Here is a 13,633-nt window from a genome sequence, read left to right as displayed (position 1 = left end):
GCTGCCCGCGGCGAGCCCGCTGTCCACCAGCCGCGCCACGCCCTGGCCGAGCGCGAGCGTCAGCAGCGCCGCGACGAGCAGCGCCGCGGCGGCGCCCAGCGCGCGGCCGAGATAGGGACGCAGATGCGGCAGCAGGAGGCGCAGCGCCAGGACTGGCGCGCGTGACGGGACGGGATCGGACACCCGGCGAAGGTGGACGCGACGGCCGGCGGCCACAAGCGCCGCGGCTTAGGCTTAGGCTTCGGCCTTGGCCGCGCGCGCCGCGCCGGCCAAACCTTCGGCCTCAGACCTTCGGGCGGGCGCGCAACTCGTCGCGGATCTCGGCGAGCAGTGCCTCGGTCGGCGTCGGCTCCTTCGGCTTCGCCTCCTCGCGCACGCGGAGCTTCGTCAGCACCTTCAGCAGCCAGAAGATCGCCATCGCGACGATAAGGAACTTGATGATCGCGTTGATGAAGACGCCGACCGCCAGCACGGATGCGCCGGCCGCCCGCGTCGCCTCGAGCGACGGCTTCCGCTCGCCCGACAGCACGATGAACAGGTTCGAGAAGTCGATGCCGCCGATCAGCAGGCCGATGATCGGGTTGACCAGGTCCTCGACCAGGCTCGAGACGATGGTGGTGAAGGCGGCGCCGATGACGATGCCGACCGCGAGGTCGATCACGTTGCCCCGCATGATGAAGGCCTTGAACTCGCGCAGCCAGGCGGGCTCCTTCAGCGGGATCGGCGATTCCATGCGTCTCTCCTCTCGCGATTCGGCGGTCCGGCCGGGAGCCTAGGCCGAGGGCGCGACCCCGCACCAGAGGCAGGCCAGCGCCGCGATCACGACCACGCCGCGCCGGTAATCCGCCGCGTCCACCCATTCGTCGCGCCGGCCGTTCTGCGTCAGGTCGCCGCAAAGCGGCCCGAGGCCCACGCAAGGGATGCCGGACTGCACCATCGGGTTGCGGATGTCGGAGGAGGTGTGCAGCGGGTTCACCTGCGGCACCTGGCCGGTGCCGATCCGCACCGCCTCCGCCGTCGCGTTCCACAGCGCGTGCCCCTCCGGCACCTCGGCGCCGGTGACGCCGGAGAGGAAGACGAGCTGGGGCGGTGTCTCGCGCAGGAATGCGTCGGCGCGCGCGGCCTCGGCGATCGCCGCCTCGACCTCGGCTTGCACGTCCGCCAGCTTCTCCCCCGGCGGGAAGGCCAGCGCGCAGGAGAGCTGCACGGCCGGCGCCACGCGGCTCGCGCGGCCATCGCCGAGCGCGCGGATGTCGCCGACCAGGAGGTTGGTGGAGCGCCCGACCGCCGCGTCCAGCACCGGATGCCGGATGCGCGCGCCGCGCCTTGCGTCCAGCGCGCGCAACGCCGCCAGCACCACCATCGCCTTGTCGATCGGGTTGACGGCGAGATGCGCGAAGGCGGCGTGGCCCGGCTCCTCGGTCGGCGGCAGGCGGCCCGGGACGACGATGCGGAAGATCAGCTGCCCCGGGGCCAGCGCCTTCACCTCGCGCATGCCGAGCCCGGATTCCGCCGGGTGGAGATAGACCGCCGCGTCGGCGGTCACGCCGCCATGCAGCAGCGCATGCACCCCGCGCGCATGCCGCTTGGACGGCGTGCTGGCCATGATCAGGTCGCCCCGCAGCCGGATGCCGGCCTCCCGCAGCAGCCGCGCCGCCGCGGCCATGGTGGTCACGCCCGCGAGATCGTCGGCCACGCCCCAGCCATGCAGCCGCCCGTTCTCGACCACGCCGGCGAAGGGGTCGTGGCGCCAGCCGTGATCGGCCTGCAGCCTTTCGCTGTCCGGATGCGCGAACAGGATCAGGCTGCGCCCGCCGCCGCTGCCCGGCAGCCGCGCGACAACCGCCTCGCGCTCCTCGCCATCCATCGCGGAGCCGTCGGCGAATTCCTCGCGCAGCGTCACCTCGGCCGGTCGATAGCGCCGCCGCTCCACCGCACAGCCGGCGGCCTCGAAGGCCGCCGCGAGGCAGGCCTGCACCGCGACCTCCCCCTCGCGCTGCAGCCCGATCAGCCGCCGCAGCAAGGCGAGCGATGCCTCGCCCGATCCGTCCGCCGCACGCAGCCGCCCGATCGCCTCGTCCATCGCCGCCCATCCGCTATCTGTCCCGCGATGGTCGGCGGGCCGGGTGGGGCGGTCAACGTGACCCTTGCCGGCCGCGCACCGGCGTGCCCATGCTGCGCCCATCGCGGTCGCTGCTGGGGAGCATGCGGACGGGCGATGATGCGCCTGATCATCGGGGCCAAGTGGTCCTCGACATGGACGATGCGCGGCTGGCTCGCCTGCCGCCTGTCCGGCCTGCCCTTCCAGGCCGAGACGCTCTACCTGTCGCGCCCCGACAGCAAGCAGAAGCTCGCCCAGGCCTCGCCGACCGGCCTGATCCCGGTGCTCGAGCATGACGGCTTCCTCGTCACCGACACCATGGCGATCGCCGAATACCTCTGGGAGCTCGCGCCGGGCTGCGAGATCTGGCCGGCCGAGCTGAAGGCGCGCACCGCGGCGCGCATGTCGGCCGCCGAGATGCATGCGCACTTCGCCGAGCTGCGCTCGGCGCTGCCGATGAACCTGGTCAAGCGCTGGCCGATCGCGAACGGCATCCCCTCCAACGTGAAGCTGCTCGGGCGGCCGGGGGTGGAGGCGCAGGTGGCGCGCGTGCAGGAAAGCTGGCGGCAGACCCGCGCAGCCTGGGGGCAGGGCGGGCCCTTCCTGTTCGGGCCGCGCTTCTGCTTCGCCGATGCGATGTGGGCGCCGATGGCGAGCCGCTTCCGCACCTATTCCGTCACCCTCGCCCCCGATGCGCAGGCCTACGCCGAGGCGGTGCTGGCGCACCCCTATGTCGCGGAATGGGTGGCCGGCGCCGAGGCCGAGGCACGCCAGATCGGCTGGGAAGCCTGCGCCGCCTGGCCGTGAGGTCCTGACCGCCACGCTGCGTCCCGGCGCCGGGCCGCCATGCGCGCGCCGGCCCTGCCAGGCGGCACGACCCGTGCGATAAGCCCGCCGCACCACCACAAACCGGGCCTCGATGATCCGCCTCGACACCATCGGCAAGCAGAACGGCCGACAGATCCTGTTCGTCGAGGCGTCGGCGGCGCTGCAGCGGGGCGAGAAGATCGGGCTCGTCGGCCCGAACGGCGCCGGCAAGACGACGCTGTTCCGCATGATCACCGGCCAGGAGCCGCCCGACGAGGGCCAGGTGATCGTCGAGCGCGGCGTGACCATCGGCTTCTTCAGCCAGGATGTCGGCGAGATGGCCGGCCGCAGCGCGGTGGCCGAGGTGATGGACGGCGCCGGCCCGGTCAGCGAGGTCGCGGCCGAATTGCGCGAGCTGGAACACGCGCTCGCCGATCCCGATCGCGCCGACGAGCTCGACGCGCTGGTCGAGCGCTTCGGCGAGGTGCAGGCCCGCTTCGAGGAGCTCGGCGGCTACGCGATGGAGGGCCGCGCGCGGGAGGTGCTGGCGGGCCTCGGCTTCAGCCAGGAGATGATGGACGGCGATGTCGGCGCGCTGTCGGGCGGGTGGAAGATGCGCGTCGCGCTCGGCCGCATCCTGCTGATGCGCCCCGACGTCATGCTGCTCGACGAGCCGAGCAACCACCTGGATCTCGAAAGCCTGATCTGGCTGGAAGGCTTCCTGGCGGGATTCGACGGCGCGCTGCTGATGACCTCGCACGACCGCGCCTTCATGAACCGCGTCGTGCGCAAGGTGATCGAGATCGATGGCGGCACGCTGACCACCTATTCCGGCGACTACGAATTCTATGAGCAGCAGCGCGCCATCGCCGAGCGCCAGCAGCAGGCGCAGTTCGAGCGGCAGCAGGCCATGCTGGCGAAGGAGATCAACTTCATCGAGCGCTTCAAGGCCCGCGCCTCCCACGCCGCGCAGGTGCAGAGCCGGGTGAAGAAGCTCGAGAAGATCGAGCGTGTCGAGCCGCCGCGCCGCCGCCAGTCCGTGTCCTTCGAGTTCCCGCCCGCGCCGCGCTCCGGCGACGACGTCGCGAGCCTGCGCAAGGTGGCGAAGCGCTACGGCAACCGCGTGATCTATGACGGGCTCGACCTGCTGGTGCGGCGGCGGGAGCGCTGCTGCGTGCTCGGCGTCAACGGCGCAGGCAAGTCCACGCTGCTGAAGCTGGTCACGGGCGCGACGGAGCCCGATGCGGGCACGGTCACGTTGGGGGCGAGCGTGAAGCTCGGCTATTTCGCGCAGCACGCGATGGAGCTGCTGGACGGCGACCGGACCGTGTTCCAGGCGCTGGAGGATGCCTTCCCGCGCGCGGGGCAGGGCTCGCTCCGCGCGTTGGCTGGCTGCTTCGGGTTCTCGGGCGACGATGTGGAGAAGCGCTGCCGCGTGCTGTCGGGTGGCGAGAAGGCGCGGCTGGTGATGGCGCGGATGCTCTACGACCCGCCGAACTTCCTGGTGCTCGACGAGCCGACCAACCACCTCGACATGGCGACGAAGGAGATGCTGATCGCGGCGCTGGCGGCCTACGAGGGGACGATGCTGTTCGTCTCCCACGACCGCCACTTCCTGGCCGCGCTATCGAACCGCGTGCTGGAACTGACGCCCGAGGGCCTCCACGACTACGACGGCGGCTACAGCGAATACGTCGCCCGCACGGGACAGGAGGCGCCGGGGCTACGGATGTGACGACGACGTCGGCCCGCCCCAGGCCGAGCGTCTGCGTCCCGTCGCGCGTGGAACGCCGCCGGTCGGCGCCGACGCGCTGTCAGTCAATCTGCACGCCCACGGTGGCGACGATGTCGCGCCACTTCGCGATCTCGCTGGCGACGAAGGCCTGCGCCGCGGCCAGGTCCCCGCCGATCGCGTCGAAGCCCATCGTCGCGAGCCGCTCCTGGAAGGCCGGCCGTTCCATCGCCCGGCGCACATCGGCGTTCACGCGCTCCAGCACCGCCTGCGGCGTGCCGGCGGGGAAGAACACCCCGGCCCAGTTGCTGTCCACGATCGGCTCGACACCCGATTCCGCGACCGTCGGCACATCGGGCAGCGCCGGGTTGCGGCGGTCGCTGGTCACCGCGATGGCACGCGCCCGGCCGCCCCGGATCAGCGGGACCCCCGCCGCAAGGCCCGTCGCCACCATGTCGACGTCGCCCGCGAGCAACGCCGTCATCGCAGGTCCTCCCCCGGCATAGGCGACGTGCGTCGTGTCCGTGCCGGGGGCGCGCTTGAACAGGAGCTCGGACAGGAGATGGCCCGGGGATCCCACGCCGGGCGAGCCGAAATTCACCGGGCGTCGCCGAGCCGCCTCCACCAGGTCGCGCAGCGTCCGGATCTGGCTGTCGGCGCGCACGAGGAAGAGCTGCGGCTGGCCGGCGATGACGGCCGCAGGCAGGAACTGCTCCGCCCTGTAGCCCGGATTGCGCGACAGGCTGAGATTGCTCGTGAAGGCCGCCGAGGTGACGAGCGCCGAATAGCCGTCCGGCGTCGCCCGCGCCATGAACTGCGCGGCCACGTTGCCGCCAGCGCCGGGGCGGTTCTCGACGACGACCGCCTGGCCCCAGATCTCGGTCAGGTGCTCGGCCACAAGCCGCCCGATCAGGTCGACGAAGCCGCCGGGCGCGAGGGCGACGACGAAGCGCACCGGGCGCTGCGGCCAAGCCGGCGCCTGCGCGAAGGCGGGGCTCAGCACAGGTGCGGCAAGCGCGGCGCCGATCAGTTGGCGGCGTGTCGTCATCATGTTCCTCCCGGGCGGAACGATTCGATGACAGGGATATAACGGCGAGATTGCGCGCCTGAAAGGAGGCGCGGCCGCAGCGCCGCAGCCGGCCGGGGTAGGCGCGATCCGCTGTCACGCCGGGCGGTGATGCAGAACCTGGACGCGGTCTTGCGGTGCCTGCCATCGCTGCCGACCGTGCAGCCGCTGCAGCAGCACCGATGATCGCTGACCTGGGAAATGGCGGATGGGGCGCAGTGGCGGATGGGGTGGGATTCGAACCCACGAGACGCTTTCACGTCTACACACTTTCCAGGCGTGCGCCTTCGACCGCTCGGCCACCCATCCAGCGCAGGCCGCGGGTTCTAGCCAGCCGGCCCCGGACCGGCAACCCCGCCGGGCGTCATGCCGGAACGCCGCCCCCGGCTGCAGCCGGGGGCGGAATCACGCCCGGCTCAGTCGGCGAACTGGCCGGCAGCCTGGATCAGCGGGCGCCACTTCGCGATGTCCGCCTGCCAGAACTCGCGATGCGCCTGCGGCGTGGCGCGCGCCACCGCCACCGGCTCGGTGCCCAGGTCGCCGAAGCGACGCGCGATGTTCTCGTCGCGCAGCGCCGCCACCAGCGCGCGGTTCAGGCGCTCGACGACCGGCGCGGGCGTGTTCCGCGGCGCGTAGAGGCCGTGCCACACGCTGACCTCGAAGTTCGGGAGCCCGGCCTCGGCCGCCGTCGGCATGTCGGGAAGCGCGGCGATGCGGGACGGCGTCGTCACCGCGAAGCCGCGGATCGTGCCGGCGCGGATCTGCTCCACCGTGTTGGTGGTCTGGTCGCACATCACGTCCACCGTGCCCGCGACGAGGTCGTTCATCGCCGGGCCGGTGCCGCGATACGGAACGGTGGTCACCGCGGTGTCGAGCGCCTTCTGGAACAGCAGGCCGCACAGGTGGCTCGCCGCGCCGACGCCGGCATTCGCCAGGTTGATGCGGTCGCGGTCGCGGCGGATCACCTGCACCATCTCGGCCAGGTTGTTGGCCGGGAAGTTGCGGCGCGCGACCAGCGTCATCGGCACCTCGGTCACCAGGCCTATCGTCTCGAAGCCGTTGACGGCGTCGTAGGCCAGACGGCGATAGAGCGTCGGGATGGTGCTCATCCCGATGTGGTGCAGCAGGATCGTGTAGCCGTCGGGACGCGCCTGCGCGACGCGCTGGGCGCCGAGCGTGCCGCCGGCGCCGCCGACATTCTCAACGACCACCGTCTGGCCGAGGTCGTTGCCCATCACCTGCGCGATCAGGCGGCCGACCGTGTCCGTCGGTCCGCCGGCGGCGAAGGGGATGATCATGCTGATCGGGCGGGTCGGGTAGGTGCCCTGCGCCAGGGCCGGCGCCGAGAGAGCGAGGCCCGCTGCCGCGCCCAGAAGGGCCCGCTTGCCGAGAAGGATCATGATGGCGTCTCCACGTTGGGTTCATGTTGGCCCGCCGGCGGGGGCCGGTGCGCGTGTCCGCAGCATGTAGGCGAGCCGCCCGGATCGCGCCAGTTCCCCGATCCATACGCGCGTGGCGGGCGTAAGGCAGCCCGCTTCAGGGAAAATTGTAACCTGAAAAGATCTCGCTTGACTCTCCGCACATGGACGGAAGATGAACCGCGCGTAATCCAAACAGGGAATGTCCAAGTGATGAAGCTCTCCCGTCGCGGGGCGCTCGCCGGCGCCGCTGCCCTCCTCGCCGCGCCGCGCCTTGCCTCGGCGCAGGCCAATTGGCCGGACCGCCCGATCCGCATCATCGTCCCCTACAATGCGGGCGGCATCACCGACGTGATCAGCCGCGGCACCGCCGCCGGCCTGCAGGCCGCCCTCGGGCAGCCGGTGATCGTGGAGAACCGGCCGGGGGCGAACGGCACCATCGGCACGCTCGCCGCCGCCCGCGCGCCCGCCGACGGCACCACGATCACCATGGGCATCACCGACACCTTCGCGATCAACCGTTCGACCTTCCGCAACCTGCAGTACAATGACGAGACGGATTTCGCGCCGATCTCGATGGTGACCCGGGTGCCCTTCGCCCTGATGGTCGGCGCGCACCGCCGCGAGATCACCGATTTCGCCAGCTTCGTGCGCGAGGCGCGGCGCGAGGCCGGGCGGCTCTCCCACGCCTCCTGGGGCGTCGGCTCCTCCTCGCACCTCGCCTTCGAATTCGTGGCCCGCCACCAGAACTTCGAGAAGCTCCACGTCCCCTTCGCGGCGCAGGCGCCGGGCATGCAGGCCGTCACGGCCGCGCAGGTGGACAGCATGATGCTCCCCGTCGGCGGCGCGAACAGCCTGGCGGTGGACAACCGGGCGCGCATCATCGCGCTGGCGCATCCGCAGCGCGTGGAGCTGACGCCGAACGTGCCGACGCTGCAGGAACTCGGCGTGCCGCTCGCCACCGGCCTGTGGCTCGCGCTCTTCGCCCCGGCGCGCACGCCCGCGCCGATCATCCAGCGCCTGAACGAGGCGGTCCGCCAGGCCGGCACGCACCCGCAGACGGTCGAGGTGTTCCGCCAGCAGGCCGGCGTTCTCGAGCCCTCCACCCCCGCCGAGCTCGCCGACTTCGCCCGCCGCGAGCGCGAGCAGTGGGCCCGCGTGGTGCGCGAGGCGAACATCACCGTCGAGAGCTGACGCCTTCCGGAGGGGTGGAGCCGCCCGAGGGCGCCGTTCCACCCATCCGCGACGTCACTTCGGCCGGGGGGAGCGTGGCGCCACCCTGGAGGTCTCGGTGCCGTCCGCGCCGAGCGGGACGTCCAGTCGGCAAACCAGGCCCTCTGCGCCCCAGTCCTTCTGGAACGTGCCCTTGAGCTGGACGCGGATTGCCGCGTCCAGCACGCGCGAGCCGAAGCCGCGGCGGCGCGGCGCGGCCGCCGGCGGCCCGCCACGCTCTGCCCATCGGATCGAGAGCAGCGGCCCCTCCGTCCCGTGGGGCGAAACCGCCCAGCTGACCGCGATGCGCCCCTGCGGGCCGGACAGCGCGCCATGCTTCACCGCGTTGGTGGCAAGCTCGTGCACCGTCATCGCCAGCGCCTGGGTGATGCGCGCCGGCAGCATCACGGACGGCCCATCGAGCTCGACGCGCCGCCCATCGAGGAACGCGGCGAGTTCCCCTGCCAACAGGTCGCGCAAATCCGACCCGCCCCAGCGCGCCGCCGCCAGCATCCCGTGCGCGCGGGCGAGGGCGGCGATGCGTCCCTCGACGGCTCGCGCATAGGCTTCGGGGTCGCCCTTGGGCGTCAGGCGCAGCGCCGCCTGCACCACGGCCAGCAGGTTGCGGACACGGTGATCCAGCTCCTGCATCAGGAGCGCCTGCCGCTCCTCCGCAGCCTTGATGGCCGTGATGTCGAGCCCGATGCCGAGCAGGCGCTGCGGGGCGCCGGTCGCGGGGTCGCGCATCACGCGCCCGCGTCCGACCAGCCAGCGCACCGACCCGTCGTCGTGCCGGGTGTAGCGGAACTCGGTGTCCCAGCTGTCGCTGCCGCCCGCCAGCACGTGCTCCAGCGCCGACTGGACCTGGTCGCGGTCCAGCGGGTGGATGCCGGAGAACCAGCGCTCGTAGCTCGGCGCTTCCGCCGGCCCGGTGCCGTGCAGCAGGTGGCAGCTGTCAGACCAGCGCAGCGCCCCCGTCTGCACGTCCCACTGCCAGGAGCAGATGCCGCCCGCGTCCTGCGCGAGCCGCAGCATCCCGCCGATATCGTCGGTCGCGTCCGCCGGCGCCCCGCCATCCGTGAGGGCGCGCAGGATCGCCGCCTTCTCCGCCTCCAGCAGGTCGAGTCGCGCGCGGAGCGCCGCGAGCGCCGGGTCCCCTTCGGGGGGAGCCGATACGGAAGGTTGATCGGGCATGGCCGGCCAACATGACTGCTGGCCGGCGTCCCGCGCAAGGCGGAGGGCGCGCCGGGTCACCCGGCGCGCGGCGCCTCAGGCGTCCATCTTGAGGGCTGCGATGAACGCGCTCTGCGGGATCTCGACCTTGCCGAACTGCCGCATGCGCTTCTTGCCCTCCTTCTGCTTCTCGAGGAGCTTGCGCTTGCGCGTGATGTCGCCGCCGTAGCACTTGGCGGTGACGTCCTTCGACAGCGCGCTGATCGTCTCGCGCGCGATGACGCGCCCGCCGATCGCGGCCTGGATCGGGATCTTGAAGAGCTGGCGCGGGATCAGCTCCTTCAGCTTCTCGCAGATCTGCCGCCCGCGCCGCTCGGCGGCACTTCGATGCGCCATGAAGGACAACGCATCCACCGGCTCGGCATTCACCAGGATGGAGATCTTCACGAGGTCGCCTTCCTCGTAGCCGTCCTGCTGGTAGTCGAAGCTGGCGTAGCCGCGGCTCACCGACTTCAGTCGGTCGTAGAAGTCGAACACCACCTCGTTCAGCGGCAGGCGATAGACCGCCATGGCGCGGTTGCCGACATAGGTCAGCTCGATCTGCCGGCCGCGCCGCTCGTTGCAGAGCGTCAGCACGGGGCCGAGGTAGTCGTCGGGCACCATGATGGTGGCCTTGATCCAGGGCTCCTCGATCACGTCCACCACGCTGCCGTCCGGCATGTCGGCCGGGTTGTGCAGCTCGATCTCCTCGCCGTTGGTCTTGCGGATCTTGTAGACGACCGAGGGCGCGGTCGCGATCAGGTCGAGGTCGAACTCGCGCGACAGCCGCTCCTGGATGATCTCGAGGTGCAGCAGGCCGAGGAAGCCGCAGCGATAGCCGAAGCCGAGCGCGGCCGAGGTCTCGGGCTCGAAGTGGAAGGAGGCGTCGTTCAGCCGCAGCTTCGCCAGGCTCTCGCGCAGCTTCTCGAAATCGTCGGCGTCCACGGGATACAGGCCGCACCAGACCACGGGGATGGAGGGCTTGAAGCCCGGCAGCGGCGCGCCCGCGGGGTTGCGGTCGTCCGTGATGGTGTCGCCGACATTGGTGTCGGCCACGGTTTTGATCGCCGCGGTGACGAAGCCCATCTCGCCAGGGCTGAGCCGGTCCACCGGCACCATCTTCGGCGTGAAGACGCCGACCTGCTCGATCGTGTGGACCGAGCCGTTCGACATCATGCGGATGCGCTGCCCCTTGCGGAGCTCGCCATCCTTCACGCGCACCAGGACGACGACGCCGAGATAGGCGTCGTACCAGCTGTCCACGAGCAGCGCCTTGGTGGTGGCGTTCACGTCGCCCTTGGGAGGCGGCAGGCGGGTCACGATCGCCTCCAGCACGCCCTCGATGTTCAGCCCCGTCTTGGCGCTGATCATGACGGCGTCGGAGGCATCGAGGCCGATCACGTCTTCGATCTGCTGCTTCACCCGGTCGGGCTCGGCGGCCGGCAGGTCGATCTTGTTGAGGACCGGCACGATCTCGTGGTTGGCGTCGATCGCCTGGTACACGTTCGCCAGCGTCTGCGCCTCGACCCCCTGGGAGGCGTCCACGACCAGCAGCGAGCCCTCGCAGGCGGCCAGGCTGCGCGATACCTCATAGGCGAAGTCCACATGGCCCGGCGTGTCCATGAGGTTCAGCGTGTAGGTCTGCCCGTCCTTGGCCTGGTAGTTCAGCCGGACGGTCTGCGCCTTGATGGTGATGCCGCGCTCGCGCTCGAGCTCCATGTTGTCGAGGAGCTGTTCCTTCATCTCGCGCGCGGTCACGGCGCCGGTCGACTGGATCAGCCGGTCGGCGAGCGTCGACTTGCCGTGGTCGATATGCGCGATGATCGAGAAGTTGCGGATGCGCGAAAGCGGGACGTCGGTCATGCGGGGGCCTGAGGGTTCGCCGCTCAGATAGGGGGTCGCGGCCGCCCTGGAAAGCTCAGCCTCGCGCCGCGAGGATCGGCCGCAGCCGCCACATCGCCCAGGCCCCGAGCAGGGGGCCGGGTGCGAGCACCGCGAAGGCCCAGGTCCAGCCGAGCCAGGCGACCGCCGCCGGGACGATCCCGATCGCCAGCACGGTCAGCAGGAAGCCCATGCAGGTCTGCACCGTCAGCATCGTGCCGACATAGTCGGGCGGCGAGAGGGTGACGATGCAGGCGCTGAACTGCGCCGAATCCGCCACCACCGCGAAGCCCCAGACCAGCGCCACCAGGATCACGAGCCACACCCCGACGGCCGAGGCCGGCCCGACCAGCAGCGCGCAGGACCCGGAGACGAGCATGCAGAGCGCGGCTGTCGCCGCCCGGTCCCAGCGATCCGCCACAACGCCGGCCACCACGCAGCCCACCGCCCCGGCCGCCAGCACGCCGAACACCCAGGGCCCCGCCGCCCCCGGCGGCCCGCCCAGCACGCTGGCCAGGAACAGCCCGATCCAGGCCCAGGCCGCATACAGCTCCCACATGTGGCCCAGGTAGCCGAGGTTCGCGAGCCGCAACCCCTTGTTCCGCCATGCTTCCAGCGCCTGGGCCGGCCGGAAGGGCGGCCGCGCGCCGAGCAGTGGCCCGGGCCGGAAGGCGAGGATCGCGACGCCGCCCAGCGCGGCCAGCACCCCGGCCCCGAGATAGGCCGCCTGCCAGCCGATCCCGCCGAGCAGCGTCGGGATCAGGTGGGGCAGGGCGGAGCCCAGCGTCAGCGCCCCCACCAGCAGCCCGATCAGCAGCCCGACATCGCCGCGCGCCCAGGACGCCGCGAGCTTCATTCCCACGGGATAGACGCCCGCAATCGCCGCGCCGGCCACGAAGCGCAGCGCCAGCGCCACGCCGCCGGAGGGCGCGACCTGCGTCTGTGCCAGCGTCGCCGCCGAGGCGAGCAGCGCGGAGGCCAGGAACAGCCGCCGCGGGTCGTACCGGTCGGCCAACGACAGCACGGCCGAAACCAGCGTCCCCGCCACGAAGCCGAGCTGCACCGCGGCCGTCAGCCAGCCTGCGTGCCCCGGCGTGACCAGCCCGGCCGCGAGCAGGTCCGGCACCGCCGCCGTGCCGGCGAACCAGACTGACAGCGTCAGCACGACGGCAAGGCACAGCACGAAGAGGTGCCGCGCCTTGCCGTCGGGCGCGCTCACGCGCGCAGGCTCGCGCCCGTCGCCTTCGCGACCGCCGCGACCACCTTCTGTCCGGCAGCCTCGATCTCGGCGTCGGTCAGCGTCCGCTCGCGCGGCTGCAGCGTCACTTGGATCGCGAGGCTCACCTTGCCCTCCGGCAGCTTGTCGCCGGCGTAGCGGTCGAACAGCACGACATCCGCGACCAGCGCCTTGTCGGCGCCGCGCGCGGCCCGCAGCAGCGCCTCGGCCGGCACCGTCGCATCCACCAGGAAGGCGAAGTCGCGCCGGACCGGCTGGAAGGCCGGCAGGTCGGGCACGCCCTTCTTCCGCCGCTTCGGCTCCGCGATCGCATCGAGGAACACCTCGAAGGCCACCGCCGCGCCGGGAATGTCGAGTGCCGAGCGGATCCGCGGATGCAGCTCGCCGAAGGTCGCCAGCACCGTCTTCGGCCCCTGCCGCAGCACGCCGGAGCGGCCGGGGTGGTAGTAGCCCGGCGCATCCGCGGTCACCTGCACCGCCGCCATCGGCACGCTGAGCGCGGCCAGCACCGCCAGCGCGTCGCCCTTGGCGTCGAGCCAATCCACCGCGCGCGCCGGCGCGGCCCAGTTCGCGCCCGTCATCCCGGCGCGCAGCCCGGCCGCCACCGCAAGCTGGCTGCTGCCGGAGGCCGGCTCGCGATAGGCGCCGCCGATCTCGGCGAGCGCCACGTCGCCGAAGCCACGCGCCGCGTTGCGTGCCGCCGCCATCGCCAGCGAGGCAACCGGGGTCGGGCGCATCTGGTCGAGGTCCGAGGCGATCGGGTTCTCGAGCCGCAGGCTGTCCGGGGTGTCGCCGAACAGCGCGGCCTGGTCGCGCGCCAGGAAGCCGTAGGTCACGCAATCCTGCATGCCGCGCGCCGCCAGCACGCGTCGCGCGAGCGCCGCGCGCGCCTGCTTCGGCGACAGCGCGGGCCGCGGCACCGGCGAGGCGACGGGCAGCGAGACGGGCGGCACGGCATCGAGCCCGC

Annotated in this window: 12 protein-coding genes and 1 tRNA gene; 3 read left to right on the top strand and 10 right to left on the bottom strand. The window is 72.0% G+C overall.

Annotated elements, in window-relative coordinates; genetic code table 11:
- The 3 genes from L2I40_RS08940 to L2I40_RS08930 form a co-directional block, all read right to left on the bottom strand.
- Positions 1 to 183 (bottom strand): hypothetical protein (locus L2I40_RS08940; protein WP_237214555.1); only part of this gene is annotated, 183 nt, incomplete at its 3' end.
- Positions 184 to 283: 100 nt separating this feature from the next.
- Positions 284 to 733, bottom strand: coding sequence for a large conductance mechanosensitive channel protein MscL (gene mscL, locus L2I40_RS08935; RefSeq protein ID WP_237214554.1), 450 nt, complete (start codon positions 731 to 733; stop codon positions 284 to 286).
- A gap of 39 nt (positions 734 to 772) precedes the next feature.
- A complete protein-coding gene (locus L2I40_RS08930; RefSeq protein ID WP_237214553.1) occupies positions 773 to 2,083 on the bottom strand; it encodes a M20/M25/M40 family metallo-hydrolase in 1,311 nt (436 codons plus the stop codon).
- A gap of 135 nt (positions 2,084 to 2,218) precedes the next feature.
- Between L2I40_RS08930 and L2I40_RS08925 the strand changes: the two genes are divergently transcribed.
- Positions 2,219 to 2,908, top strand: a complete 690-nt coding sequence (locus tag L2I40_RS08925; RefSeq protein ID WP_237214552.1) for a glutathione S-transferase N-terminal domain-containing protein — start codon at positions 2,219 to 2,221, stop codon at positions 2,906 to 2,908.
- A 112-nt stretch (positions 2,909 to 3,020) separates the two neighbouring features.
- Complete coding sequence (locus L2I40_RS08920; RefSeq protein ID WP_237214551.1) at positions 3,021 to 4,643, top strand: ABC-F family ATP-binding cassette domain-containing protein; 1,623 nt, start codon at positions 3,021 to 3,023, stop codon at positions 4,641 to 4,643.
- Between the two features lie 79 nt (positions 4,644 to 4,722).
- On the opposite strand, the gene L2I40_RS08915 is transcribed toward L2I40_RS08920, so the two are convergent.
- The 3 genes from L2I40_RS08915 to L2I40_RS08905 form a co-directional block, all read right to left on the bottom strand.
- Positions 4,723 to 5,688 (bottom strand): Bug family tripartite tricarboxylate transporter substrate binding protein, encoded by a 966-nt coding sequence (locus tag L2I40_RS08915; protein WP_237214550.1) that lies wholly within the window; start codon positions 5,686 to 5,688, stop codon positions 4,723 to 4,725.
- A gap of 237 nt (positions 5,689 to 5,925) precedes the next feature.
- Positions 5,926 to 6,015 (bottom strand) — tRNA-Ser (locus L2I40_RS08910).
- A 107-nt stretch (positions 6,016 to 6,122) separates the two neighbouring features.
- Positions 6,123 to 7,106, bottom strand: a complete 984-nt coding sequence (locus L2I40_RS08905) for a tripartite tricarboxylate transporter substrate-binding protein (protein WP_237214549.1) — start codon at positions 7,104 to 7,106, stop codon at positions 6,123 to 6,125.
- Positions 7,107 to 7,337: 231 nt separating this feature from the next.
- Here L2I40_RS08905 and L2I40_RS08900 point away from each other — a divergent pair, with 231 nt between their 5' ends.
- Positions 7,338 to 8,318, top strand: coding sequence for a Bug family tripartite tricarboxylate transporter substrate binding protein (locus tag L2I40_RS08900; protein ID WP_237214548.1), 981 nt, complete (start codon positions 7,338 to 7,340; stop codon positions 8,316 to 8,318).
- Between the two features lie 54 nt (positions 8,319 to 8,372).
- Here L2I40_RS08900 and L2I40_RS08895 read toward each other — a convergent pair whose 3' ends face one another.
- From L2I40_RS08895 to L2I40_RS08880, 4 genes are all read right to left on the bottom strand, one after another.
- Positions 8,373 to 9,530, bottom strand: coding sequence for a sensor histidine kinase (locus tag L2I40_RS08895; protein ID WP_237214547.1), 1,158 nt, complete (start codon positions 9,528 to 9,530; stop codon positions 8,373 to 8,375).
- Between the two features lie 75 nt (positions 9,531 to 9,605).
- Complete coding sequence (lepA, locus tag L2I40_RS08890) at positions 9,606 to 11,411, bottom strand: translation elongation factor 4 (RefSeq protein ID WP_237214546.1); 1,806 nt, start codon at positions 11,409 to 11,411, stop codon at positions 9,606 to 9,608.
- 55 nt (positions 11,412 to 11,466) lie between these two features.
- Positions 11,467 to 12,648 (bottom strand): MFS transporter, encoded by a 1,182-nt coding sequence (locus tag L2I40_RS08885; protein ID WP_237214545.1) that lies wholly within the window; start codon positions 12,646 to 12,648, stop codon positions 11,467 to 11,469.
- On the bottom strand, positions 12,645 to 13,633 hold a 989-nt coding region (locus L2I40_RS08880; RefSeq protein ID WP_456305737.1), incomplete at its 5' end, for a phenylalanine--tRNA ligase subunit beta-related protein. The genes L2I40_RS08885 and L2I40_RS08880, both read right to left, overlap by 4 nt.

Source organism: Falsiroseomonas oryziterrae (assembly GCF_021864505.1).
Lineage (GTDB): Bacteria > Pseudomonadota > Alphaproteobacteria > Acetobacterales > Acetobacteraceae > Falsiroseomonas > Falsiroseomonas oryziterrae.
Note: the sequence above shows the minus strand (reverse complement) of the source record. Positions and strands in the feature narration are given on the sequence as shown.

Excerpts from the sequence above, each read along its gene's own strand:
- L2I40_RS08925 (WP_237214552.1), top strand. The coding sequence starts at position 2,219 with ATGATGCGCCTGATCATCGGGGCCAAGTGGTCCTCGACATGGACGATG.
- lepA (WP_237214546.1), bottom strand. The coding sequence starts at position 11,411 with ATGACCGACGTCCCGCTTTCGCGCATCCGCAACTTCTCGATCATCGCG.
- L2I40_RS08900 (WP_237214548.1), top strand. The coding sequence starts at position 7,338 with ATGAAGCTCTCCCGTCGCGGGGCGCTCGCCGGCGCCGCTGCCCTCCTC.
- mscL (WP_237214554.1), bottom strand. The coding sequence starts at position 733 with ATGGAATCGCCGATCCCGCTGAAGGAGCCCGCCTGGCTGCGCGAGTTC.
- L2I40_RS08920 (WP_237214551.1), top strand. The coding sequence starts at position 3,021 with ATGATCCGCCTCGACACCATCGGCAAGCAGAACGGCCGACAGATCCTG.
- L2I40_RS08895 (WP_237214547.1), bottom strand. The coding sequence starts at position 9,530 with ATGCCCGATCAACCTTCCGTATCGGCTCCCCCCGAAGGGGACCCGGCG.
- L2I40_RS08915 (WP_237214550.1), bottom strand. The coding sequence starts at position 5,688 with ATGACGACACGCCGCCAACTGATCGGCGCCGCGCTTGCCGCACCTGTG.
- L2I40_RS08905 (WP_237214549.1), bottom strand. The coding sequence starts at position 7,106 with ATGATCCTTCTCGGCAAGCGGGCCCTTCTGGGCGCGGCAGCGGGCCTC.
- L2I40_RS08930 (WP_237214553.1), bottom strand. The coding sequence starts at position 2,083 with ATGGACGAGGCGATCGGGCGGCTGCGTGCGGCGGACGGATCGGGCGAG.